This is a genomic window from Leptospira inadai serovar Lyme str. 10 (genome assembly GCF_000243675.2).
Lineage (GTDB): Bacteria > Spirochaetota > Leptospiria > Leptospirales > Leptospiraceae > Leptospira_B > Leptospira_B inadai.
Genome location: NZ_AHMM02000017.1, coordinates 689,187 through 713,305, shown reverse-complemented (window position 1 = coordinate 713,305; position 24,119 = coordinate 689,187). Strand labels below are relative to the sequence as shown.

Below are 24,119 nucleotides of genomic sequence, written 5' to 3'. Positions count from 1 at the left end.
GACCGAAAGTATTCTATTTTAACGAAACCCCGGACAAATTCCGATCCGAGAAACGGGTTTTAGAAAAAAGAGGTTCGGCTTGTCCTTCGGCGGGATATTTTTTCGGGTAAGGAAGATTCGGACTAGCTTCCTAGTTTCCGAACTCCAAATATTTTTTCCGAAGGGGTTCCGGAAATTTCTCGATCGCATAGCGGAGCATCGTTCTAGGCATCTTCCCTGCGTTTTTATCCAGAAATTTTCTTTCGGCTTGCAGATTCCGATTCCCGACTTCTCGGAGCATCCAACCTACGGCTTTGTGAATCAAATCTTCCGAATCCTTCAGCAGAATTCCGGAAATCCGAATCGTATCGGAAAAATCGCCTTCGCGGATAAATGCATAGGTGGATAGGATGGAAATTCGCCTTTCCCAAAGATTCTTCGATTTTGCGAGTGCGTACAAAAGGCTCCTATCCTTATCCAATAAATATTCGCCGATCATAATCCTGGCACTCATGTCCACTAAGTCCCAATTATTGACGTATTTGAGATTCTTTAGATAAAAATCATGCAATCGCTTTCGATAAATTTCTTCCGTTTTGGAGAAGGTTTCGCAAAGAATAAAAAAGCCGGTTACCCGCTCTTCGTGAAGTTTGGATCGAACTAGAACCTGTATCTCTTTGAGCGGTAAGCCAATATATTTTTTAGAGATTCTCCGCAGCGAAGGAACTTGTATGCCTAAAAAAATATCGCCTTCTGCATATTCTCCTGGGCCGGTTTTAAAATAGCCTGCCAGGATTTTTGCTTTGGCCGGATCGGCTAGGTTAGAGAGCTCCTGCGATATCTCGGAAGCTTTTGCATCGGCACCGGTTAAGATTTTGTCCCGAGCTCCGACTCTTTTTTTCTTAATGAGCATGGAAATGGAAATACAAATCCTCTGACGGGAAGAAAAGCTTTTTTCGACTTGCAATCGAAAGCGAACTGCAAAACCTATTTTTAGGAAGGTATGATCGGCATTTAGTATGAATAAAAAGCCTCTGCATAATATTTATAGCAAAGATATACTTAAGCAGAAATTGGAAAGCGAACCGTTTCGAAGAAAGACGATCTCGTTTTATCGATATGTGATTCTATCCGATCCCTCTTCTTTACGCAATCGTTTATACTCGGATTGGGAAGAGATCGGCGTGCTGGGGCGAATCTATCTGGCTAAAGAAGGTATCAATGCGCAGCTTTCCGTTCCTGAGCATAATTTTCAGGCCCTTCGGGACTATTTGGACGGGATGGAGGAATTTAAGAATGTACCGTTCAAGATTGCGGTCGAGGATGACGGACATTCTTTTCTAAAATTGGAAATCAGGGTCAGGCATAAGATAGTCGCCGACGGGTTGGAAGACGGAAGTTTCGACGTCACAAACGTAGGAGTTCATTTATCGGCGGAAGAATTCAATGGAAAACTCGAATCTCCGGACACGATCGTGGTCGACGTTAGAAATCATTACGAATCGGAGATCGGTCATTTCGAGCGAGCCATACTTCCCCAGTCCGACACTTTCCGTGAAGAACTTCCGATGATCGTCGAATTGTTAAAAGACCAAAAGGAAAAAGAGGTTTTAATGTATTGTACCGGAGGAATCCGGTGCGAGAAGGCTTCGGCATATTTGAAACACCACGGGTTTAGAAACGTGTATCAACTGCACGGAGGAATCATATCTTACGCTTCGGAAATAAAGGAAAAGGGCCTAGAATCGAAATTTAGGGGTAAGAATTTCGTTTTTGATAAACGACTACAGGAAACGATCGGTAGCGAAATCATCAGCGAGTGTCATCAATGCGGCTCAAGCTCCGCGCGTCATATAAACTGCGCCAATCCCGCCTGCCATATTTTGTTTATCCAGTGCGAAGCCTGTGCAGAAAAATTCGATGATTGTTGTTCGAAGGAATGCCAAAAAATTCATTTACTACCGGAGGAAGAGCAGCGTAAATTAAGAAAAGGTAAAGTAGCTTCCAACCAACATTTTTCAAAATCCAGGATTCGACCGAAAGTTTTCGAATTGTATCGGAAACAATCGGGATTATCTTTTTAGATTTGCCAGAAAAATAGTTTACGCTTAAATCAATTCCCAAGCAGCCGAGTCTAATCAATAGAGTATGAATCGAATCGGCTCCGATAGAAGGGGTGGGTTTTCCCGCCGCGCGTTTCTTGCCGGGTCTTTCGGCTCTTTCCTAGTTGCACTAGGTTTCGGGAAACTATTCACCGGAAAAAAAGGAGACACTGTAGTGAGTAAAACCCCCGTTTTTTTTGTCGGGCACGGTAGTCCGATGAACGCCATCGGTGAAAACGAATTTACGAAGGGCTGGGCTGCGAGCGTCCAAAATCTTCCGCAACCGAAAGCGATTCTCTGCGTCTCGGCTCATTGGGTTACTCGGGGAACTCATATTACTGCGATGGATTCTCCCAAAACGATCCATGATTTTTACGGATTTCCTCAGGAACTCTTCGACGTCCGGTATCCGGCCCCCGGAGATCCTGAACTGGCAAAGGAAATTTCGACCGTTTCCAAGTTTCAACCGCTAGGTTTAGATTATGAATGGGGACTCGATCATGGCACCTGGAGTGTTCTCCGCCACATGTATCCAAAAGCGGAGATTCCGGTTTTGCAACTAAGTATAGATGCGACGAAGCCGGCCGGTTGGCATTATGAATTTGCCAAAGAGCTTGCACCTTTACGCGACCAAGACGTGCTGATCGTAGGTAGTGGCGATTTGGTTCACAATCTTCGATTGTACAATTGGCGTAACGAGAATGAAATTCCGGACTGGTCCAAGGAAGCGAACGAGACTTTTAAGGCTTTGATACTCGAACGAGACGGCAAGGCACTTTCGCAATACCAAAACTTAGGTACGGCGGCGCAGCTCGCAGTTCCGACGCCGGAACATTACATTCCTATGTTGTATTCGTTGGCGTTGGCCAGCAAGAACGAAGAGATTTCGTTCTATAACGATAAAATCCAAAGTACGGTGTCCATGACAAGCTTTAGGATCGGATGAGATTCAGATGACAGATGACAGATGACAGATGACAGATGACAGATGACAGAGGACAGAGGACAGAGGACAGAGGACAGAGGACAGAGGACAGAGGACAGAGGACAGAGGACAGATAATTATTTCTATTTCCCTGGCAACAATTTTTTTAAAAACGAATTATGTTGGAGCGAGGTGTTACTGGATTTTCGATGTTGGGGTATCAGGGGGGTGACAGCTCAAGTGTGTAAATGACTTGTTAATAAATTAAAAAACATAGTAGATTCTTCCTCCTACCCCAGCATTTCCAACATCTAGCAGCTTCTGTCTAGCGTGAGCAAAGCGAGCGCATCTGTTTTGCAGAGGACTGAAGACAGAGGACAGAGGACAGAACATTGACAAGCGGAGATTCCACGTTCTAGAGGAAGATTTTTGTGTTATAGTGGATTTTGCCTCTACTTCTCTAACCTTTCCAACATCTAGCAGCTACTGTCTTCCGTCCTCTGACCTCTGAAAGCGAACGCGTCTGTTCTCAGCCTTCAGTCCTCTGTCCTCTGATAGAAAAAGTCATCCGGATTCTAATTAAAAATATCTTGATGAGGTGGCGATTAGCGACTCATGATGGGGCGGGGAGAAAAAAATGATTCCATCCATTTCGCTTACTGCGGGAGGTCCTGCCTTATCAAGACTCGTGTTCGGCTGTTGGAGATTGCATTCCGATCCGCAAGGATTTGGAGCGCAGCGAATCTTGGAAAAAATCGAATTTTCCTTGGAGCTAGGCATTCATACGTTCGATCACGCCGACATTTACGGCGAATACCAAAACGAGGAACATTTTGGAAAAGCGCTTCGCTTGAAACCCGGTCTTAAAGATTCGATAACGATCGTGACAAAATGCGGAATCCAGATACCGGGCGTAAAACATCCGAACATTCATTTAAAACATTATAATACTAGCGAGGAGCATATTCTGGGATCGGTCGATTCTTCTTTGGCAAAATTAGGCGTCGAAAAGATCGATCTTTTGTTGATTCACCGTCCCGATTTTTTAATGGACGCGGATTCCGTCGCGTCGGCGTTCTTTAAATTACGCGCTGCGGGAAAGGCGTTGCATTTCGGGGTCTCTAATTTTACTCCTTCGCAATTTCAGCTTCTGCAAAGTCGTTTGAATTTTCCGCTAGTTACGAACCAGGTAGAGTTTCATCCCTTACATCTTTCTCCCTTGACTGATGGGACTTTTGATCAGGCGCAAGAACTGCGGTTTCGGCCGATGGCGTGGTCTCCGACTGCGGGCGGACGTATCTTTTCCCATAAGGGGGAGCGCGAAGTAGCCGTGCGCGACGCTCTGGAGCAATTAGCTAAAGACAAAGGAGTGTCTTCGGATGCGATTCTCTATGCTTGGTTTCTGGCTCATCCGGCCGGTATTTTGCCGATCGTAGGAACGAATCAGACTAGTCGTCTGCGGTCCGCAGCGGAAGCGTTTCGTATCCATTTGACGCGGGAAGAATGGTATCGAATTTGGGCCGCGAGTGCCGGTCATTAGATTCTAGAATCGACGCTTCCTTCGCAGAACTCTTAGCATCGTGGAATTTGAGTCGATTTTTTCGCGCGGGCCGATTCTTTGCGGGCAAAACGGCAGGGATCAACTCGGGCCGAAACTGTTTCGGGAGGAAGTTAAGAAAAATTGAATATTCACATTTCTATCACTACTTTGCCGAAATGCTTCCCGTCTCTCAAATACTCCAATGCTTTTGGAAATTCCGAAAAAGGAAAGATCTTGTCTACGATCGGTTTACTCTTATGAAACGAGATCGCTTGATTCATTCTTGTAAAATCGCTTTTACTGCCTACGATGATTCCTTGGATTCGGATTCCTTGCATTAAAACCGGAAATAACGATAACGTTGCTTCTCCTCCGCCGGCGACTACGCCGATTAATGCGATCGTTCCTCCCGGACGAGTCGAATTGATCGATTTTGGTAAAGTTCCCGCACCCCCGATTTCTATAACTAGATCCGCTCCTTTCATCGAGGTTTTTTTTCTGACTTCCCGATCCCAGTTCGTTTTGGAATTATAATTAATGACTTCGTCCGCACCGAGGCTTTTGGCTCGTTCCAGCTTTTCGTCACTGGAAGAAGTTACGATTACTCTACATCCGAGCATTTTCGCGAATTGTAATGCGAATAGAGAGACGCCTCCGGTTCCGAGGATTAGGACGGTCTTTCCCGGTTCTAATCCTCCGAAGGTTACCACCGCATTATAGGCAGTTAAACCTGCGCAGGGTAGGGTGGAAGCTTCCGCATAGGACAGATGATCCGGAAAAGGAATGATACCTGTTTCCGGAAAAACCCTGTATTCGCTTATCAATCCATCTAACGGACCGCCCAAGGTTTCCTTTAGATTTTCCAATTCAGGTTCCCCCGCTTGCCAACCCTGAGAGAATACTCCACAGACCCGATCGCCCACTTTTGCTTTCGTAACTCCTGCGCCGATTTCCACAACTTCTCCGGCTCCATCCGATAACGGGATCAAAGGAAGTTTTTGACGCGGATTGTATTTTCCCGTAATCATTAAAAAATCCCTATAATTCAAAGAGCAGGCTTTTACTTTAATTAGGACTTCACCGAAACCCGGTTGGAGGTCGGGACGGGAACTGACTTTTAGGTTTTCAATACCGAATTGATTTTGGATTTCGAATACTTTCATAGCGTTTGTAGCAACGAATCCTCTACAAAATATTGTTAGAGTCCAGCTTAAAAATGCGGAAGAGCATGAACGATCGTAACTAAAGTAATTTTGTTTTGCCACTAAACCTACCGGTTTTATGATAGATTGAGAAGGTCATAAGGATTCGCAATGTCGAACTTGGAAGAAACCCAGCAAGAAATTATAAAGGAATTTTCCGAATGTTTAGATTGGGAGGAACGGTATCAACTCTTGATCGAAATCGGAGATACGCTTGCGCCTTTACCTCAGGAACTACATACCGAAGATAGATTAGTTCCGGGTTGCCAATCACGGGTTTGGATCGTTTCGCAGGAGAAAGGCCATAAACTCTATTTTTCCGCCGACAGCGATTCGGCCATTACGAAAGGAATGATAGCTCTGTTGTTGCGGGTCTTTTCGGGTAGAACGAGGGAGGAAATTCGATCCGCTTCCCTGGATTTTTTAAAAGAAATAGGTTTGGATAAGCATCTTTCGATGAGTCGTCGAAACGGATTGTATTCGATGGTAAATCGAATCAAGAGTTTATAATATATAAGGATTGATTTTTCCGATTTCTTCGATGATCCTGTCGTTTACGTAAATAAAATGAAATCGATCGAGCAATTACAGGAATTTTGTAAAAGCCTCAAGGCTACGACCGTGGATGTAAAGTGGGAATCGAATTTGGTTTTTTCCGTTTTCAATAAAATGTACTGCATGTACGGTCTCGAAAACGGTACGATCTCCTTTAAAGTCCCTCCGGAAGAATGGAGTGAATACGTTTCGACGACCGGCATTATTCCGGCCCCGTATTTAGCGAAAAGCGGATGGGTCCGATGCAATCGTCTTGATTTACTGAAGAAGAAGGATTTGGAAAGATCGATTCGTACTTCTTACCGCATGATCGTCGAGCGTTTGCCTAAAAAAATTCAAAATCAACTTTTTACCTGAGTTATATTTTACGGGAAGAAAATTCCGTTCGGGGGCTTTATTGCCCGCGATGAGAAATGATATAGAGCGATAAAAGTTGTTTGATTTATGCCGATTTCCGGATTTTGTAATTTCCATCGGATGGACAAAAACGTCCACTTCGTTATGAAAACCGAAGAAATATGAAAGAAGTACCTAAAGAATTTTTAAGCAACGGGACGATTTGCCGGGGAACGCTATATCTGCCCGATATTAAGAAACCTCCTGTCATTGTCATGGGTCATGGAATCGGGGCCGAGCGGAGGTTTCGCTTACCCGACTACGCTAAAAAGTTTTGCGAAACAGGGTTTGCCGTTTTTCTATTCGATTATCGAAATTTCGGCGAGAGTGAAGGACTTCCCAGGAATCTTATAAACCCGTATCGACATGTGCACGATTTTTTAGAAGCGATCCGATTTGTAAAATCGTTGCAGGAAGTGGATGGGGAAAAATTGGGGATTTGGGGAACTTCCTTTGGTGGAGGTCACGTGTTAGTGGTCGGGGCAAAGAGTTCGGACGTGAAGGCGGTCGTTTCTCAGGTTCCTTTCGTAGATGGAATCTCAACAACCAACTCTTTTCCGATTTCCTACCAAATATTAGGATTATTGCATGGATTATCCGATATAATTAAGTCTTTATTCTTCCTTTCTCCGCATACGGTTCCTATAGTCGCGCATCCGGGGACATTCGCCTTGATGAATACGGAAGATTCCTATTTTGGCTACACTCGTTTAATAGAGAAGGGCGCAAATTGGGTAAACGAGGCTCCGGCAAGGATCTGTTTACTTTTGCCTACGTATCGCCCGACTGCCTACGCGAAGAAAATCAAGGCTCCCGTTTTGATGCAGATTGCAAAAGGAGATTCATTGATACCCTATGAGGCCGCTATCAAGACGAGCCGCAAAATCGCCCGATGTAAAACGACTCTCTTGGATATGGGCCATTTTGAACCGTATTTCGGGAATTTGTTCGAGCAAACGATCCGCGAACAAATCGAATTCTTTAAAGAAACCCTAAAATAAACGTCTTGCTTTAACGATTCATTCCGGGGGAATCCGATTATCCAAGGGAATTTCGGAAAACGATATTTTTAAAGTTTTAGACAATATACGGTTCATCGGGAAGTTCGTTCGGGTTTTTCCCTTGGGCCGGGAAATGTTTCGTTAGGATCTCCGTAAGTTTTTGAATTCCATGAGAGAGGCTTTTCTTATATTTCGATTCTTTAAAGCCTTCGCTGATTTCATTCGCGATGGAGTCCAGATTTTCTTGACCGATCTTCTTATAGATGCCTCTATCGGCTAACAAAACGATCTTTTTCTCGGCCAAAAGTAAATAGATTAAAATGCCCGTATTTTCTTCGGTATCCCAGACTCGTAGGAAAGAAAACATTTCTACCGCTCTCATTTGAGCGGTTTTTCCCGACCAAACTTGTAATAAGGGAAGTTTAGTCTCGATCGCCAGCCTTAATTCCCCTCTGTGCTGCGATTCCGAAGCGGCGATCATCGACTTTAATTCCTTTAGGTCCTCTTTACTAAGATATTTTCTTAATAAAGTAAATCTTAATGAATCATGAGAGCCGATCCCGAAGGAATCTAGGATTCCCGCTCGAACATGTGAAAGAAAACGAGACGTGTTTTTAGTCATATTATATCACCAATCCGAGGAGGATCCTCCTCCACCGAAATCCCCACCGCCTCCGGCCCAGCTTGAACTGTCGGAAGAGGAACCCCAAGACGAGCCGCCTCCACCCCAAGAACTCCAGGAAGACCCGCCTCCGCCTCCACCGCTTTTAATCGCCGAGTATAAGACCCAAAGTAGAATGAAAAATATTATAAGGATAGGTAATAATGCGGATAAGGAAATGCCGAACGCCCCACCTACCCAATAGGCAATACCTGTCGCCGCTATTGCTTGGATCGGTGAAAATAGTCGCCGAAAGACAAAACCGACGAACAATGCGATGATTCCTAAAAGGATGTAATACATCGTCATATCCGACGAACCTATTTCCGAACCGTGAAACGAAGTATGGGTATCCGGTTCAGGGAGAGGTTCTCCGTCGATCAGCCCTATTATTTTATCGATTCCCGCATCGATTCCTTCGAAGTATTTGCCTTCTTTAAAGAGAGGACGGACGTACTCTATTTGAATTCTTTTACAGGTCGCATCTGGAACGGCCCCTTCCAATCCTCTACCGACTTCGAAACGCATCTTTCGGTCGTCTTTGGCGATTACGAAAATGATACCGTCTGCGATGGATTTTCTACCTATCTTCCACGCATCCGCGACACGAATGGAGTATTGTTCGATCGTCTCTTCTCCGGTTGAAGGAAGGATCAGAATAGCGATCTGACTTCCTTTTCTTTCCTCTAATTTTTCTAATTTATTTTCTAAAGAAGAAACTTCCTCCGAGTTTAACGTTCCCGTTAGGTCCGTAACTCTACGAGTGAGAGAGGGAACAGAGACCGGTTCCGAAAAAATCGGAATCGATATAATTAGTAAAAGAAAAAAGGCGCCGAATCGTTTCAAGGAAATCCCGCTTAAAACTTCACTTGAGGAGGTTTGGAAACTTCCGCTTCGTTTTCAACGGTAAAATTCGGTTTCGGAGTATAGCCGAACATTTTAGCAGTAATAACGTTAGGAAAGGTTCTAACAGTTACATTATATTCCTGAACGGACTGAATATATCGATTCCGCGCGACCGTAATCCTGTTTTCGGTTCCTTCCAATTGCGCCTGGAGTTCGAGAAAGTTCTGATTGGATTTTAAATCGGGATATTTTTCGACTACTACCATCAGTCTTGAAAGCGCGGAAGTCATTTGGCCCTGCGCTTTATTAAATTTTGCGAATAGATCAGGATTATTCAGAATTTCCGGAGTCGCTTGAATGGATCCTACGCTGGCTCTGGCCCTTGACACTTCCGTAAGCACGTCTTTTTCTTGAGCGGCATACCCCTTAACCGTATTGACTAAGTTCGGAATTAAATCCGCTCTTCTTTGGTATTGGTTCAATACTTCGGACCAAGCGGCGGTAACCTTTTCGTCCTGCACTTGAATCGTATTGTATCCGCAGCCGAAAGAAAAATACGTACCGATAAATAAAAGCATCCACGTGGAAACCTTGCGTGAAAAAAAAACTTGGGACATTCCCACCTCCGAACATCCGAAGTTTAGGGTGGGAAACGTCCGTTGCAACCGGTTTTTTTCAAATTCTCTTACGCCGCTTCCTTGGGAGACGTTCGGTTCTTTTCTAAGGCCTTTTTTCTAATTTCTTCGATTAACTTATCCGCCAGGATTTCCGCCAATGCGGAGATTTTATCGTGATTGATCGAGATTTTGTGCGTTGTTTTCATAAGGAAACTCCTCTTGGGTTGTTATGGATAAGTATACGGAGATCCCGGACAAATTGCTTCGATCGGGCAAAAAACAGTTCGAATTCCCGGCCTCGAGAAGCCGATAGTAAGAAGAAAAATCTCACCGGGGCAAGAGTGGAAGAGCGAGGATTGAATTGGATTACAGGAAACGACTCGATGAAATCGAGCGAATCGAGGGGTATTTTACTCGGGCACCGGAAGGAATTTGGAGCTACGAATTGGAAGATCCGGTGGATACCCGACTCTCGGTCGAAGAGCAATACCGAATCATTTTTGAAACCGCGAGATTAACCCATTGTAATGATACTTTGGCCCGGATGTACGGATATCGTACCGCCGAAGAGCTAAAAGGAACCCTTCTAAAAAATATCCATTCATTTGAAAATCGCTTCAGTCGTATCGGGCTTCTGGAATTTATCCGCTCGGGGTATAAAATCCACGATGCGGAATCCGAAGAAGTAGATCCGAAAGGATTAAAAAAGTTTTTTTTAAATACGGCGCTCGGAGTGGTAGAGGACGGAAAATTACTTCGAGCCTGGGGAGTGCAAAAGGATGTGACCTTAATTCGCGGTGCGGAATTAAGGTTAAAGAGGACTCTTAAATTAGAAAGTTTGTTAAGCGAAATCTCTCGAAACTTTTTAAGCACCGATCCGGGAAATACCAACCAAGCGATCAATTTCGCATTGGCTCAGTTGGGAAAGTTCTGTAATGCGGATCGCGCCTACGTTTTTTTATATACCCACGCGGGTTTGACTATTTCCAACACTCATGAATGGTGCGAAGACGGGATCGAACCTAAGATGCATCGGCTCCAAAATTTATCCACGGAGGAGTTTCAAAAGGACAATCCGGAAATCATCGGTAACCGAGGCCATATGCTTTATAATTCGTTGGATGAAATTCCGGCGTCCAACGAATCTTTGCGAAGATTCTTATCGAAACTTTCCATTCAGGCAGTAGTCGTCGTAGGATTGAGATCCCAGGACGCCGAAATAGGGTTTATCGGTTTTGACTCCGGTAAAGGCGGAAAATTTTGGACGGAGGAGGACATTTACGTTTTAAAACTAGTATCCGATCTGATTGTGCTGGCCTTTGACCGTAAAAAAAAGGAGTCGGATCTAAACGATTTTTACGAAAGAATGAATCACGATCTGGAATTAGCCAGACTAACCCAGCGGTCTTTAGTCGCCCGCGATTTTCCTTCTTCTCCTTTTTACCGATTCGAAAGTTACTTTCGTCCGTTCGAGAAGGTCGGCGGAGATATCATCACGTACATCCAGCATGAAACCGGCGTGTTAGATATTCTTTTCGGCGACGTTTCCGGTCACGGGATATCGTCGGCGATGGTATCGGGAATGGCCGTATTATCTTTTCGTCATCATGCTAAGACCGGAATTTCTCCGGCGGACGGGATTCAACAGTTCGTAAGCGATCTCAAGCCGATGGTCGTAGAGCATCATATTGCCGCCGTATGGGCAAGATTCTTTCCGCTTGAAAAGAAATTAGTTTATTCTTATGCGGGACATCCTCCGATTCTGCTTTTTCGCGGGGAAGAGATGATCGAACTAAAAGGAATGAATCTACCTTTGCTTATCTTCGATTCGATCGAATATTTTAACGAGTCCATCGACTTAAGGCCCGGAGATCGAATCGTGTTCTATTCGGATGGAATGTATGAGATTTTTAACTCGCAGGGCAGGATTCTGGATCTTCCGGGCTTTCAGGCTATTCTTTCGGAATATAGGAATATCGCATCTCTTGAAGAATACATCGAGCAGGTGATTTCGGACGTTTTCGAGTTTTCCGAAGGTATTTTCGGCGACGATATGGCGATGCTGGTTTTGGACCTAAAGGGGTAAATTCGAGGCCGAGCATGATCCATTTTCGACGTTCCTATCGTTTTCCTTGCTATCGAAAAAATTCTTGGCATACCGCGTTGTCGTTCGTATAACTTGTTTCCTTTCATTAAAGAAAGAGAAATTTCCGATAATTAAGTAAGTAAGTCGGTTCCCGAAATGTTTCTCGATTCGTTTAACAAAATATACGCCGACCGGGATTATTTGACCCGGAACAGGGCATTGCATCTTCTGGTTTTCAACGCCTTCGTGCTCGCGCTAGGAATCATCGCGAATCTTATAGCGATCAAAAACGGATCGTTTCGTCCCGGGTTTCTCACGGTCGCCATTTCCGCGGTTTTTTCGATCTGGTTCCTCTTTCATAAGAAATATCAATATGCATTAAATATAACGTTAATTTTCAGCCTACTCGGAATCACCATCGGTTGGCTTTTCGGGACCAGAGGAGTTAACCAAGGATTCAGTATTCCGACTATCATTATTCTTTTCTTATATTTTTCCGATATAACGAAGACTATTTTGGTCTCCGTTTATTGTCTCGGGTTGCTATTGATTCGTTCGTTTTGGTTGAAATCTCAAAGTCCGCTCCCGGAGGCGAGCTTCACGGATACCTTATTCCTTTTTTTACTTTTTACCACCATTTCAATCATGACTGTTCGGATCTTGCACGGTTACGTGCAGGAAAAGGACGAGTTAATAAAGGAAATACATCATCGGGTGAGAAATAATCTTCAGGTTCTTTCCGGATTAGCGGACATACACCGGGACTCCAGTGCGGTCGCTTCCGGCCATCAACCGTACTTGGATTTTCAGAATCGGATTATTGCGATATCGGAAGTTCATAATTGTCTTTATAAGACCGAAAATTACCGTGAAATCGATTTCTCCCAAATCATCCGGGAAATTTCGTCGAACCTTTCCGAAAAATACGGTAAAGGAATCGTAGAAGTGGTGGAACCGCAAAGAAAAATTTTTTTACCGATCGAAAGTGCGGTTCCCTGCGCTATGATCGCAAACGAACTGATTTCCAATGCGATACGACACGGTTCGGACCGATCCAACAACGCTCGAGTAAGCGTCGAAATTCAAAAGGAAGGGGGGTTGTATCGGTTGAGCGTCGTAGATTGGGGGGCGGGAATGTCCGATGACCGACTATGGCAAAATCCTACTACGACCGGATTTACCTTAATACAAATTCTAACGAAACAGCTTAAGGCCAGCTTAAAAATCCTTAAAGACAACGGAACGAAGGCGATTTTAGAATTCTCTTAATATAAACTGATAATCGAAATTGTCGGAAATTATTTAGACTGCGATTTTTTTCTTTCTGCTTAAGAGCAGGACTCCGGATAAAACGAGGGCCGTTCCACCTAAATTTTCCCATGTTATCTCTTCGTTTAATAAACATGCCGAAAGAAACAGGGTAAAAATCGGACCGGCACTTCCGGCAATCGAGGCTTTGTTCGATCCGATTCTTTGAATGCCCGCAGTAGTCAGGAAGGCGGGTAAAACGGTCGTTAAGAATCCGAGGGCAAAGCCGTACGCATATACCGGCCAGGGTTGCAAAAATATGGATGAGACTTCCTTCTTCAAAAAGAAATGTACAAGAACGAATCCGCCGGACCAAAGCATCAACAAGGCGGTAAATCTCCTGGAACCTAGTTTAGGAATCATTTGACCGCTACCGATCAGATAGACCGAATAAGCCAGAGCTGAAAGGAAGACTAACGCGGCTCCCAGGAACGATTTTTGACCGTTTGACTCGGCATCCGGAAGAAACGCCAATAAGATTCCGGCATATGTAAGCGCGACCGCGTATAGTTCCAGCGAATGGGCCTTTTTCCCCAGGAATAAAAAGCTTAATAATAAAACTAACGCCGGATAAGTAAACAGAACGAGTCGCTCCATCGAAGCGGAGAGATATTCTAAGCCCCAAAAATCGAAGAAACTCGCCAGATAGTATCCGATAAAAGCGAGAAGGACTACGGCAAGATAATCCTTGGAATGGACGGGAGTCAGGCCGGTTCGATTCGATTCGCGATAGAGAACGAATGCAAAAAAAGGAATCGCAAATAGCATTCTAAACGCCAGAATTGTTATGGAATCCACTCCGTAAGCGTATACTAGCTTTACGAGAACGCCCTTGGAGGAAAAAAGGATGGTACCCAATAAAGTATACGTAAATCCTTTCGTTTCTTCGCTGGCTCCCGTCAAAACCGTCAAAAGCCGAGTCAAAAGAGTTTCCCGTTTGGCGTCCATACTTCCAGCTTTCCAAGAATGCTCTTGGGTAAAAGTAAGAATCCGATTTATTCCCCCAAAAAGAAAAAATTCACATCCTTCCTTTTCAGAAAATATCCTCCTTTCGGATTTACTGCCGGAAAGAATTGATTCGTTTGCCCGGCTTCCGAAAGCGCGGACTCTTTGAGTTCCTTGATTTTCGCATAACATTTTGATAGAAACATTGCATGACCGCAACCGAGTAAATGATATCCTTCATGGACGATCGTAGCGGATGGACTGCTCCAGAATAGCTGGTTGATGGAGAACGTATGCGCAAGAATATATCCTCTTGTACCGGTGTATCCGTCGACCGCTCCCAAAACCTCCGGAACCGGAATGAAAAAGAATGCTAGGATGATCTGAACGATTTGGTAGAAAAAGTCTGTCATTCTCACTCCGGCGAACGCCATAATTCGGTCGCAATTTTCCGGAAGCTCGGCCTTGTATAATTCCTCTAGGATCGCAAAGCCGGTCCATCCGGGCCGATTCCAGACTTTCACCTGCGAAACGTCGGCCTTTAGTTTATACAAAGCTAATTCGTCGTTCCACGCCTCGATGAGGGAGTTCACCCGTTCCTGCGAAACGTTTTCGTCCTTCCAAACGCAAACTTGAATCGTTCGAAGCTTTCCGAAATCCTCGCGGACTCGAATCGATTCTCTATGAAACCCGACAGTCGTACAATCCTCCAGTAAGACGTAGAACAAAAGGGAAACTAGGACTCGGATTCGAAACATACTCATTCTTTCCTAAGGAACGTCCGGATTTAAAATAAGGAACCGGATGCGTTTAGGAAGTATAACCATCAAAATGCGGGAAAAAAATTCTTGCTATAATCTTTTTGAACCTTACTTTCCTTTCGCATGCAACAAACCCTATTTAGTCTTCAATTCGTTCATGCAGCGATAGTGGCAGGTCCGATTTTCTTTTTGGCTGTCAGCTTCTTTATCGGCGGCGTTAAAGAGCAGTCCGAGTCTTCGATATCGGGAATAGTACTAGCCGTCTCCGTTTTCAGCATACCTTTAGTATTCTTTCTAAGGAAGATTCTCCCTAAAACTTCGAAAGAAAAAAGCCTGGAGGAAAATCTAGGAAATTATAGAACCTTGAAAATCGTCACCGCGGCAATCGTTGAGGGTGGGGCTTTGTTAAATTGCGTATTGTTCTTTATTACCGGTTCGTTTCTATCTCTCGGCGGAGCTATCCTACTGACGATAGTGAATTTATTTCAATTTCCGCGGCTATCCGAGTTTACCGAATTGTACGGAATCGATAAGAGATAAAAAATCGGCTTTTCGGACGGACATTTTCAGGATACTTTTTTATCGACCGATGAAGATCTCGAAACTTAAAACCCCTTTAACTCCCTTTCAAATTTTGTTTTTAATACCTTTGGCTTTGTTTTTGTTAAGCGTATTCATCGGCGAGATTGTTCGTCTTTATAGGTTGCATGACGAGAGGCTCGCGTTTTCCCAATTGACGGAGATCGACGAATTATTCGAAGAATTGTCGATGAGCCAAATGTTTCAAAAATACGGATATGATTTTAGGGACAAAATGGGTGCGGACGAGCGGCTTTCTACGGGTCTAGAGCGGGAATATTGGATCGAACGAAAAATTCCCAAATTCCTTTTCTTTCTATTAATCCTTTTATATCCGGGTTATAGTATCCTTACGCGTATCGGAGATTTAGTTTCGCAAGAGAAGGGGAGGCGCGTATAGAAAGAGACCTTGAGTCCGAAAAAAATAAGGTCTAATAAGAACTAGAACTCATGAGGCGGGCGGAAGAATCCGAAGAAATAGTAGTATGGCAGGAAACTCGGGGCAAAATCTAAAAAAGGGAAAACTCCGGACTCCCACCATAATATTTTTGCTACTTCCACTTTGCCTATTCATACTAACGGCCTTTCTCGGAAGCTTTTTAAAATTAGATAGAGTTCGATCGGAGACCGCCTTCGAGAATCGTTTAAATCCTCTCGAGAAAATTTGGCGAGGCATTCAGCTAAAGTCTTACGCCAAACAATACGGGTACGACTACCGAAACAAAATCTCCGAAAACCAACGCCGTGTTTTGGGAATCGTACGCGAATCCTTCCTAGAGACGCAGCTTCCTAAATATTTGTTTTTAGCGTTAGTAGTCATTGTGCCTTGTTATTTTTTTACGAAGTTAATCAAAGAAAAAACCACTCAAACGAGGGATAAGATAGTTAAGATCCCTTCGAAACCGATTCGAAATTCGAATCCTAAAATTGGGCGAAAATAAATAAATGGATTGCTTATGTAAACTCGATGCACGACTACACCTATATGAAGGGTAGTAGATATCGCCTGTTTACTGCTACAGGATTGATTCTTTCCGTATTATTACATCCTGCGTGCAGTTTTGATAAACGAATCGAATTCTCCCAGCCCGAAAAGCTTGCGTTGGAGGCGGACGGTAAATCCTGCACTTCTCTCGGGCAGTACAATCGCTGGTACGCGTTCTATGGATTATGGAAATTCTCTTCGGCTGAACCGACCCTTCCTAAGCAAGAAGGAAAAATATATATTTTAGAGAATCGAGCCGACTGGCAGCATATCGCCCTTTCTCTTTTATTAGGGGTGATGACTTCCATCTCCGTTCATCCGGTCAGAATTTCGGAATGCGATACCGCGACTCGTTTCGTTCATAAGGCCGAATACGATGCTTTCTTTGAAACCGAGCGCGAAAAGGCTCGTTCCGATTTCTTTGCGGAAAGCGAAAGGATATTCGAAGATTCCTTGCGAAAGTATTTAGATCGAAGCAATCCGGCCGATTCCGCCGGAAAGAATTATAGTACGATTATCTATCGAAACGGGAGGATCCAAGAAGCTAGAGTCCTAGGACAGGATGTCGATTCGATAAAAATCGAATGGGACGAGGGCAATCAGAGTAAGGAGTCTTCCGTACTCAAAAAGGAAATTTACAAAGTCATTTTTGCCACCAAGGTGATTCGAGTTAAGGATAAGCCTTCCGAAAAACCGTAAGTAATTCATACTATAGTACCTGGCCGCTGAGGCCTTGCGACCTGAGGTAAAATCGGATCGGATTCCTATCGGGACGAGATTACGGAATTCGATGACCTCGAAAACGATGCCGTTATTTCGATGGAATTCTATCTTTAAGATTTTAGTATTTCGGTTTTCCAAAGCACAGGGCCATCATATCTCCCTGATCGAATTTTTTTACCGCCCAATCCGCGAATCTTTTGGAAGCTTTGAAGAACGTTCCCGCATTTTTTCTGCCGGTCAATCCGCTTCCATAGGTGGTATGAGATAGCGGTAGGTAGCCTAAATCCATGCATAGCCGCTGGATTCCGGATAAACTATAATAATAAAGATGCTCGGGAACGTTTAAGTATCGCCATTTTACTCCTAAAATATTCGCAAGCAAACCGTGACGACAGGTGGAAAGAATCATTCGTCCACCCGGCTTTAGATGAAGCAGGATTTTTTCAAGAGTTTCCTTGGGGCGATGCAGATGTTCGATACTTGCCCATAGGGTCACTAAATCGAATTGCCGGGAACCGTCTAGATCCCAATTAAGGAAATCCGTTTGTTCGACATCTAACTTTAGGGTTTCCTTAGCGAAGGCTACCGGTCCGGGAGCGATGTCTAAACCTTTCACATTCCAATCCCGGTCTTGCAAGTAATCTAAAAAATATCCGGCGGCGCAGCCGACATCCAAAGCGGACTTGTCGGCGTTTAATTTACTTTCCCAGGTAAAGAAGCCTAGGTCTTCCAGGTTGAGACGGTAGACTCTTGATATCTCCCGTTTTGTCGCGTCCGAATAATAATCGTCATACCCACGATCCGTCCGCCGCGTAAAATAAGTATCCTCGTAATACTTCGCCACTTCCATCGGAGAAGGTTGCGGATTTACTTGTATCAGGCCGCATTTCGTACATTTCACTATTTTGAATATTTCACCCTTTGAACTCGCTTTGGAGAAGAGAGGGCGAAACGCCAAGGATCCGCATGTATTGCAAGGAATTTGCTCCATATATGGATCTCATCGGCGGTAACGATGAGTAGGGGCAGGAAATTTTGGGCGAATTTCATCCGGATAGTTTGAGAAAAAAAATAGGAAGCCATAGCAACCGATCTTTCTGCATCAGCGACACTTTAGTCGCTTTCTTTTGCGAAAACCGCTTTCCTAGAAAGCATGGTTGCAAAAATCTCCCCGTATGCAGAGATTCCTAACTCTATTTTATACCGGCGTTCTATTTTTGGTTTTAAACGCTCCCGCGCCCTTGGTACCGGCGGAAACCGAAACGATCAAAATCAAAGCGGTCGGCGATTTGGTCATGGGGACGAATTATCCGGACAACCGGCTCCCTGCCGATCCGAGAAAATCCCTTTTTTCCGATGTCGAGCCTACGTTAAGAGGAGCGGATTTGCTCTTCGCAAATTTCGAAAGCACTCTGACGGATTATCCGACCTCTTCTAAAAATATAAATCGTCCCTTGATCTTCGCGTTTAGAACTCCGCCATCGTATGCAAAAATTCTAAAGGATGTGGGATTCGATATTCTATCCATCGCCAATAATCATAGTTTGGATTTTCATCAGCAAGGTTTTGACGATACCGCAAAAAACATTTCCTCCGCGGGAATGAGATTCACCGGAAAGAAAGGTGCCATCACCTATATGACCGTCAAGGGCATTACGATTGCCTGGATCGGTTTCAGTCATATGAAAGCGGCTCATAATAACGTGAATGAAATTTCGGAGGGAGTCGCCTTGGTTAAGGAGGCGAAGAAAAAGGCTCAGTTAGTTTTCATCTCCGTGCACGGAGGCGCGGAAGGCGGTCCCGCTCTGCATGTAAAAAACGAACAGGAGCGCTTTTACGGGGAGTATCGCGGAAACCTAGTCGCATTATCTCACGCGTTAATCGACGCAGGTGCCGATTTATTCATCGGACATGGACCTCATCTTCCTCGGGCACTAGAACTTTATAGGGGTCGTTTGATCGCGTATTCGCTCGGTAATTTTTTAGGGTACAGGGTTTTTTCCACGAAAGGATACGGAGGCTATTCGTTGGTGCTGGAAGTGGATTTGGATAAAAACGGAAATTTCGTAAAGGGTAAGATACATCCTTTACAGCTGAGTCAGAACGGAATTCCCTCTCCCGATCCGGAAAATAAAACAACCGAGCTGATGCAATCCCTAACTAAAGCGGACTTTCCGGGAAAAGGTCCAAAAATTCAAAATGACGGAACGATATTGCCGTAAGAATAACGGGACAAACGCCGCGCCGCTTGAGAGTTGGCTCTTAAAAAAAGAACGCTCGAATCGGAATCGATTTCCGGAGACGAGCCTTCCCTTTAGATTTTAGGAATCAGATTAGATCAGTTCGGCTTGGGTGGGGCTTCGAGTGCTCCTGCCGGACTCTTAAAGTTTATTTCGAATAAATCGTAATGCGATTCCCGCACACCGGTGGCGAAGGCCACCGAAATTCCAAGATAGTATTTAAGATTATGTTTAAGAGCCGACCAGGCAAAGGTCGCCACCTCTTCGTTAGTAACGGAGAAGGGATGTACTTTGCCTCTTGCTTCATCCAAATAAATGCCTTCATAAGTGCCGATTACGGTTCCTCTATATTCTAGGCTGAGTATTCTTCCTGTGACTGAGAAATTTCTTTTGGATCCTGTCTTTGAACCGACAAATTTATCGGCTATATCTTTTCCGAGCACGCTTTCCTGCTTTTGCGCTGCCAAAACCTCGAAATCGGTAGAAAGAGCGATCGGTTCGATCCTATGAACTCTATATTGAATCAGGACATCCTGATTTAAGCTCTTACTTAAAAAATTGACTACGTCCGTAGTTTCGGGGCGAACACTGAAAGCCACCTTTTGTTTGGTCGGGGTAAAGCATTCGTCCTTGCTTTCGTCGCATTTTTCGTTTTTATCGAAAGTCGTTACTTCCAAGAATCCTTCGTACGAATCAAAGATGAGTCCTCTGCTTTCAAATTGAATCAGTTTCGCTACGGTCCAGCCTTCAGAATAGGTACCGATTGCAGACACGGAAGACGAGGACAGGAGAAATACCCCTGTCAAAAGCCATACTGATAGTTCTTTAAGTTTCATTCGAGTTCTATACTCCGAGGTGGCGTGGATTTGAGATGCGAACAGTTTGGCTTTGGATTTAACGACTTCAAGAAAATATTTATCGGTTTTCGAAAAAGCGTAGGTGACGTTCCGTGATCGGCAGTTGCCGGTCGGCAAGAACTTGCATAACAGGTGCATTGACGAAGCGGAATACTTCGCATTTTCCGATTGCCGTGGCGTTTCCCCCCGTAAAGCTGGTTTGGCAAGCCGAGAGGAAAAGGGAATTCGGTGAAAGTCCGAAGCTGAACCCGCAGCTGTAAGCGTCGTCTTACGGGATGGTAATAAGGCCACTGTCTAGAATGGATGGGAAGGCACCAATCCCGGGCGCGAGCCAGAAAATCTATCTTTTCGCTTATCATTTGTCAGACTTTCGGGAGCTAAAGTCGGGCGGGAAGTCTTTTTGCGGTAAACCCTCTTGTCCTCCCACCCGGTCTCCCGTACGGGAGAATTCTTTGCCGTCCAAACGCACTCGTGCCTCCGAGAATACGAACCTTGCTTTTCATTGCAAAGCGAATCGGATTCTAATGCTTGGCCTGGCTTTTCTTTCCCACGCGGTTTTTTCCCAAGAACAACCTAAAAAGGAAGCCGCGCCGCTCAAGGTCTTAGGAAAGGTTTCGGATTCGAATCAACCCGAAAATTTTCGGAAAAATCCAACCGGGTTTCAATCTTCCGTCAATTTAGATCAATATAATGCGCGTTATACGAATCTTCCCGACGTATTAGAAAGGGAAGCCGGGGTGCGAGTCAGGCGGTACGGCGGATTGGGTTCCTATTCGACACTTTCTCTTCGAGGAACGAACCCGAATCAATCCAGAATTTTCATCGACGGGGTACCGTTTAATAATTCCCAGGGTGGGGAAGTGAATTTGGCCGATCTTCCCTTCGATAATTTGCAGAGCGTGGAAGTGTACAGATCCGGAGCTCCTGTAGGATTCTCCGGATCGGCGATCGGTGGAAGCGTGAACCTAGTCACTCGAAAATCGACCGGTCCACCTAAGACGAGAGTGAATATCGGAGGAGGAAGCTATAATACCGGAAAGGGAACCCTCACTCATACCGGAACGTACGGCGGGATCGGAACGAGTCTATTTTTCCTAGGGGAAAAATCCGATCAAAACTTTCCATACTTAAATCCTCATGGGACCATAATCGTGAATCCGTACGACGATACGATCGACCGCAGGAGAAACGCTCAGTACGAAAGATCTTCGGGAATGATCGGATTGGACGGAGATTTAGGAAAAACGAAAATTCGATTTTGGAATGATCTAAATTATAGGTATCAGGGAATTCCAGGGCCGGCATCCAACCAAACTCGACAAGTTCATCGAAAATATCTGCGGAATACTTCGTCCGTTACCACCGATACGAAAGGCTTGTTCGACGGAGTATTAAGATTAGAAACGCGAGGCTTTACTACGTTTGCCGATGACGATCTTTACGATCCTAAATCGGAATTTTCCTCGGGGGCTCCCAATTCCGCCGCCCGCATTCATCAATCCGGAATTCAAGTAACGCCTACCTTCTATTTATTGGATTATTTACAAATCATCCGATTGCATTTCGGATTAGAGAAGGAGACGTTTTCTAGGACTCGGAGTAATATCGATAATATAGATTTAAATTATGAACCGGGAAAATCCAGAACGTATATAACCTCGCAAATAGAGGACGAAATCCGATTTATGGACGGTAAACTCGTTTTAACACCCGGTGTTTCCTGGGATACCTACAAGGACCGCTTTCAGAGCAATCAGCCTTGGTACCAAAGACAGGATCCGTTGGCTTCTTCGGACAAGACCACATCGTTTTCCAATCCTAAAACGGGACTTTTGTATAAATTATTCCAATACGAATCGTTTAACCTGGATTTAAAAGCGAACGTGGCTAAACAAAATCGGATTCCTAGCTTTCTAGAGTTGTTCGGCGAAGTAGGAACTATTCTTCCGAATGACAGTTTAAAACCCGAAAAAAGTACGAACGTGGACGCGGGTTTTTCCGCAAAGTACGCCAACGGGAATTTAAAATCCCAAGGTTCCGTTTCCTATTTTAGAAAACGAATTTCGGATATGATTTTGTTTATCCCGAATTCTCAATTTACCTTAAGGCCGGAAAACGTGGATTCGGCAAAGATAGACGGGGCGGAAATTTCTCATAAATCGGAATACAATGGTTGGAAATTATTGATCGATTATACCTACCAACAGGCGATCAACACTTCGGACGCTCCTTATTTAAAGGGAAAATATCTACCGTTACGACCCAGGCATGAAATTTCCTCCACTGTCGGATATCGCGCTAAGAGATGGGAAGGAGGCGCGGAGTTGGTTTACGTCGGAGCCGTTTTTAAGGACAGAACCAACGAGTACGTCAATTATCAACCTGCGAGACAGATATGGAATCTGTATTTAACGATCGTACTCTATTCCTCTCCGACGGAGGAGACTATCCAGGATCCGAAAACGGAGAAGGCTACTCGGGAACTTCTTCTTAGTTTCGATTTACGGAACGTGGGTGACAAGAGAGTAGAGGACATAGTAGGATATCCCCTGCCCGGTCGAAATTGGTTCGTCACCTTGAGCGGAAGATTTTAAGAATATGAAGCGGATTTTATCTTACTCAAGGATTCTTCTTTTCGGGTTCTTGGCCTTGCGTTGCGGGGACATTCATCGCCCTCCTCTGTACACTTTGTTTTTAACGCCCAATGTCTCCGGAAATATCGGAGTCGTAACCACCGATTTTAGCAGCTCGGGACGATTCAAAGTATTGAATCCGGAATTGAAAATTTCCTATCCGGGACTCACCCCGATTCACTCGGATGCAGTCGGAAGATATTATAATTCCAAAGTATATATTATAAATAGATTAAATAGAGACAGTATCCAGATTTTGGATCCCAATTTGGCGTTCCAGACGATTGCGGAATGGTCGATGGGCGCCGGCACGAATCCGGCGGACATCGAATTTGCCGGTCCGAATAAGGCATATGTGTCGCTTTACAATTCTCGCTTCCTGAAAATTATCAATCCCGGTAACGGCGCGGTTCTGGGAGCCTTGGACCTAGGAGGATATTCCGAACCGACGTCCACTTCGGGGCATCCGGACGGACTACCGGAAATGTCGGGGATGAAAATAATCGGGAATAGTCTCTTTGTTTGTCTGCAACGTTTGGATCGTAATGATGCAAGCGGGTACTGGCCTCCGAGCGGGCTCTCTTTTTTGTTGGAAATCGATATCAATTCGGATCGAGTCGTTGCAGTATACAATTTCCCGACACCGAATCCGTTAGGAAAACCTCAATTAGTAAATCTATTCGGCGAGCCGCATTTGGTCGTTCCGACGCCGAATTACATAGGATATATCAGTCGGATCGACGGAGGCATCGTCGCCTTTCGACTTTCCACAAGGACCTTCTTGCCGAATTACCTGTACGCCGAAACGACTTCGGCGGGAGATTTAATGGTCGTGCAAATCGCGAACGATCATCTAGGATATGCGAGTGTTCTGGATGCCGGTTTTAATAAAACATTGCAGGTTTTTGATCCGAGTACGGGCGCGAAACTTTCCACTTTGTTGTTCATTCCGTCTTCCTTTGATGCGAGCTTATCTTCGATACTGCTTGCCTCCGGCGGAATATTATACGTCGCGAATACGGCGTTCACCCGACCCGGAGTTTCAATGTTCGACACAAAGAACGGAAATTCGTCGCTCACTCCACTGCCGATTTCGGTGGATTTGCAACCTTTCGATCTTTTTGAATTGATCGATAATTAGAATTTTGCGAGGGTATTAATCCGAATTGACAAAGAAA

General features: G+C 44.7%; 25 protein-coding genes and 1 riboswitch. Of the genes, 15 read left to right on the top strand and 10 right to left on the bottom strand.

The genetic code is table 11. The annotated features are described in order from the left end of the window. Positions 1–130 precede the first annotated feature (130 nt). Positions 131–892 (bottom strand): DNA alkylation repair protein, encoded by a 762-nt coding sequence (locus tag LEP1GSC047_RS12585; protein ID WP_103186213.1) that lies wholly within the window; start codon positions 890–892, stop codon positions 131–133. A gap of 106 nt (positions 893–998) precedes the next feature. Here LEP1GSC047_RS12585 and trhO point away from each other — a divergent pair, with 106 nt between their 5' ends. The 3 genes from trhO (at position 999) to LEP1GSC047_RS12570 (ending at position 4,546) form a co-directional block, all read left to right on the top strand. After that, entirely contained in the window at positions 999–2,063 is a 1,065-nt protein-coding gene (trhO, locus tag LEP1GSC047_RS12580) for an oxygen-dependent tRNA uridine(34) hydroxylase TrhO (protein WP_010414033.1), read from the top strand. 64 nt (positions 2,064–2,127) lie between these two features. Continuing rightward, positions 2,128–3,027, top strand: coding sequence for a 4,5-DOPA-extradiol-dioxygenase (ygiD, locus tag LEP1GSC047_RS12575; protein WP_010414030.1), 900 nt, complete (start codon positions 2,128–2,130; stop codon positions 3,025–3,027). 616 nt (positions 3,028–3,643) lie between these two features. Further along, positions 3,644–4,546 carry an aldo/keto reductase gene (locus tag LEP1GSC047_RS12570; RefSeq protein ID WP_010414028.1) on the top strand — a complete coding sequence of 301 codons (903 nt, stop codon included), beginning with the start codon at positions 3,644–3,646 and terminating at the stop codon, positions 4,544–4,546. Positions 4,547–4,695: 149 nt separating this feature from the next. On the opposite strand, the gene LEP1GSC047_RS12565 is transcribed toward LEP1GSC047_RS12570, so the two are convergent. Beyond that, positions 4,696–5,709, bottom strand: coding sequence for a zinc-dependent alcohol dehydrogenase family protein (locus LEP1GSC047_RS12565; protein ID WP_010414026.1), 1,014 nt, complete (start codon positions 5,707–5,709; stop codon positions 4,696–4,698). A gap of 150 nt (positions 5,710–5,859) precedes the next feature. Between LEP1GSC047_RS12565 and LEP1GSC047_RS12560 the strand changes: the two genes are divergently transcribed. The 3 genes from LEP1GSC047_RS12560 to LEP1GSC047_RS12550 all read left to right on the top strand — a co-directional run bounded on the left by LEP1GSC047_RS12560 (position 5,860) and on the right by LEP1GSC047_RS12550 (position 7,700). Continuing rightward, entirely contained in the window at positions 5,860–6,258 is a 399-nt protein-coding gene (locus LEP1GSC047_RS12560) for a SufE family protein (RefSeq protein WP_010414025.1), read from the top strand. Between the two features lie 57 nt (positions 6,259–6,315). Continuing rightward, positions 6,316–6,660: an MmcQ/YjbR family DNA-binding protein gene (locus LEP1GSC047_RS12555; RefSeq protein ID WP_010414023.1), complete on the top strand. Its 345-nt coding sequence runs from the start codon at positions 6,316–6,318 to the stop codon at positions 6,658–6,660. 161 nt (positions 6,661–6,821) lie between these two features. After that, positions 6,822–7,700 carry an alpha/beta hydrolase gene (locus LEP1GSC047_RS12550; RefSeq protein WP_010414021.1) on the top strand — a complete coding sequence of 293 codons (879 nt, stop codon included), beginning with the start codon at positions 6,822–6,824 and terminating at the stop codon, positions 7,698–7,700. Between the two features lie 76 nt (positions 7,701–7,776). On the opposite strand, the gene LEP1GSC047_RS12545 is transcribed toward LEP1GSC047_RS12550, so the two are convergent. The 4 genes from LEP1GSC047_RS12545 to LEP1GSC047_RS21900 all read right to left on the bottom strand — a co-directional run bounded on the left by LEP1GSC047_RS12545 (position 7,777) and on the right by LEP1GSC047_RS21900 (position 10,030). Continuing rightward, positions 7,777–8,322: a TPM domain-containing protein gene (locus LEP1GSC047_RS12545; RefSeq protein WP_010414018.1), complete on the bottom strand. Its 546-nt coding sequence runs from the start codon at positions 8,320–8,322 to the stop codon at positions 7,777–7,779. Positions 8,323–8,328: 6 nt separating this feature from the next. Beyond that, a complete protein-coding gene (locus LEP1GSC047_RS12540; protein ID WP_010414016.1) occupies positions 8,329–9,207 on the bottom strand; it encodes a TPM domain-containing protein in 879 nt (292 codons plus the stop codon). 11 nt (positions 9,208–9,218) lie between these two features. After that, positions 9,219–9,785, bottom strand: coding sequence for a LemA family protein (locus LEP1GSC047_RS12535; protein ID WP_052580719.1), 567 nt, complete (start codon positions 9,783–9,785; stop codon positions 9,219–9,221). Positions 9,786–9,892: 107 nt separating this feature from the next. After that, positions 9,893–10,030: a hypothetical protein gene (locus tag LEP1GSC047_RS21900; RefSeq protein WP_010414012.1), complete on the bottom strand. Its 138-nt coding sequence runs from the start codon at positions 10,028–10,030 to the stop codon at positions 9,893–9,895. A gap of 155 nt (positions 10,031–10,185) precedes the next feature. Between LEP1GSC047_RS21900 and LEP1GSC047_RS12530 the strand changes: the two genes are divergently transcribed. Both LEP1GSC047_RS12530 and LEP1GSC047_RS12525 read left to right on the top strand, forming a co-directional pair. Continuing rightward, entirely contained in the window at positions 10,186–11,910 is a 1,725-nt protein-coding gene (locus LEP1GSC047_RS12530) for a SpoIIE family protein phosphatase (RefSeq protein WP_010414009.1), read from the top strand. 219 nt (positions 11,911–12,129) lie between these two features. Next, entirely contained in the window at positions 12,130–13,179 is a 1,050-nt protein-coding gene (locus tag LEP1GSC047_RS12525; protein WP_020988768.1) for a sensor histidine kinase, read from the top strand. 33 nt (positions 13,180–13,212) lie between these two features. Here the strand turns inward: LEP1GSC047_RS12525 and LEP1GSC047_RS12520 are convergent, their stop codons facing one another. Both LEP1GSC047_RS12520 and LEP1GSC047_RS12515 read right to left on the bottom strand, forming a co-directional pair. Beyond that, the gene (locus tag LEP1GSC047_RS12520; protein WP_010414004.1) at positions 13,213–14,166 is read right to left on the bottom strand and encodes a DMT family transporter; all 954 of its coding nucleotides are present in this window, start codon (positions 14,164–14,166) and stop codon (positions 13,213–13,215) included. Positions 14,167–14,213: 47 nt separating this feature from the next. Further along, the gene (locus tag LEP1GSC047_RS12515; protein WP_010414002.1) at positions 14,214–14,921 is read right to left on the bottom strand and encodes a hypothetical protein; all 708 of its coding nucleotides are present in this window, start codon (positions 14,919–14,921) and stop codon (positions 14,214–14,216) included. 126 nt (positions 14,922–15,047) lie between these two features. On the opposite strand from LEP1GSC047_RS12515, the gene LEP1GSC047_RS12510 reads away from it, so the two are divergent. From LEP1GSC047_RS12510 to LEP1GSC047_RS12495, 4 genes are all read left to right on the top strand, one after another. Further along, the gene (locus tag LEP1GSC047_RS12510; RefSeq protein WP_010413999.1) at positions 15,048–15,464 is read left to right on the top strand and encodes a hypothetical protein; all 417 of its coding nucleotides are present in this window, start codon (positions 15,048–15,050) and stop codon (positions 15,462–15,464) included. Between the two features lie 49 nt (positions 15,465–15,513). Next, positions 15,514–15,903: a hypothetical protein gene (locus LEP1GSC047_RS12505; RefSeq protein ID WP_010413997.1), complete on the top strand. Its 390-nt coding sequence runs from the start codon at positions 15,514–15,516 to the stop codon at positions 15,901–15,903. A gap of 85 nt (positions 15,904–15,988) precedes the next feature. Continuing rightward, on the top strand, positions 15,989–16,444 hold the full coding sequence (locus LEP1GSC047_RS12500; protein WP_010413996.1) for a hypothetical protein: 456 nt from the start codon (positions 15,989–15,991) through the stop codon (positions 16,442–16,444). 26 nt (positions 16,445–16,470) lie between these two features. After that, positions 16,471–17,187 (top strand): LIC_13076 family protein, encoded by a 717-nt coding sequence (locus LEP1GSC047_RS12495; RefSeq protein WP_238325573.1) that lies wholly within the window; start codon positions 16,471–16,473, stop codon positions 17,185–17,187. Between the two features lie 142 nt (positions 17,188–17,329). Here LEP1GSC047_RS12495 and LEP1GSC047_RS12490 read toward each other — a convergent pair whose 3' ends face one another. After that, complete coding sequence (locus LEP1GSC047_RS12490; protein WP_010413992.1) at positions 17,330–18,202, bottom strand: class I SAM-dependent methyltransferase; 873 nt, start codon at positions 18,200–18,202, stop codon at positions 17,330–17,332. Positions 18,203–18,386: 184 nt separating this feature from the next. Between LEP1GSC047_RS12490 and LEP1GSC047_RS12485 the strand changes: the two genes are divergently transcribed. Further along, positions 18,387–19,433 (top strand): CapA family protein, encoded by a 1,047-nt coding sequence (locus tag LEP1GSC047_RS12485; RefSeq protein WP_010413990.1) that lies wholly within the window; start codon positions 18,387–18,389, stop codon positions 19,431–19,433. Positions 19,434–19,549: 116 nt separating this feature from the next. On the opposite strand, the gene lsa26 is transcribed toward LEP1GSC047_RS12485, so the two are convergent. Then, positions 19,550–20,287 carry a surface adhesion protein Lsa26 gene (lsa26, locus tag LEP1GSC047_RS12480; protein WP_020988674.1) on the bottom strand — a complete coding sequence of 246 codons (738 nt, stop codon included), beginning with the start codon at positions 20,285–20,287 and terminating at the stop codon, positions 19,550–19,552. A 196-nt stretch (positions 20,288–20,483) separates the two neighbouring features. Next, positions 20,484–20,670: riboswitch (cobalamin riboswitch) on the top strand. A gap of 162 nt (positions 20,671–20,832) precedes the next feature. Between lsa26 and LEP1GSC047_RS12475 the strand changes: the two genes are divergently transcribed. Continuing rightward, positions 20,833–22,902, top strand: a complete 2,070-nt coding sequence (locus tag LEP1GSC047_RS12475; protein ID WP_052580717.1) for a TonB-dependent receptor plug domain-containing protein — start codon at positions 20,833–20,835, stop codon at positions 22,900–22,902. Positions 22,903–22,906: 4 nt separating this feature from the next. Beyond that, on the top strand, positions 22,907–24,082 hold the full coding sequence (locus LEP1GSC047_RS12470) for a YncE family protein (RefSeq protein WP_010413983.1): 1,176 nt from the start codon (positions 22,907–22,909) through the stop codon (positions 24,080–24,082). Positions 24,083–24,119 lie beyond the last annotated feature (37 nt).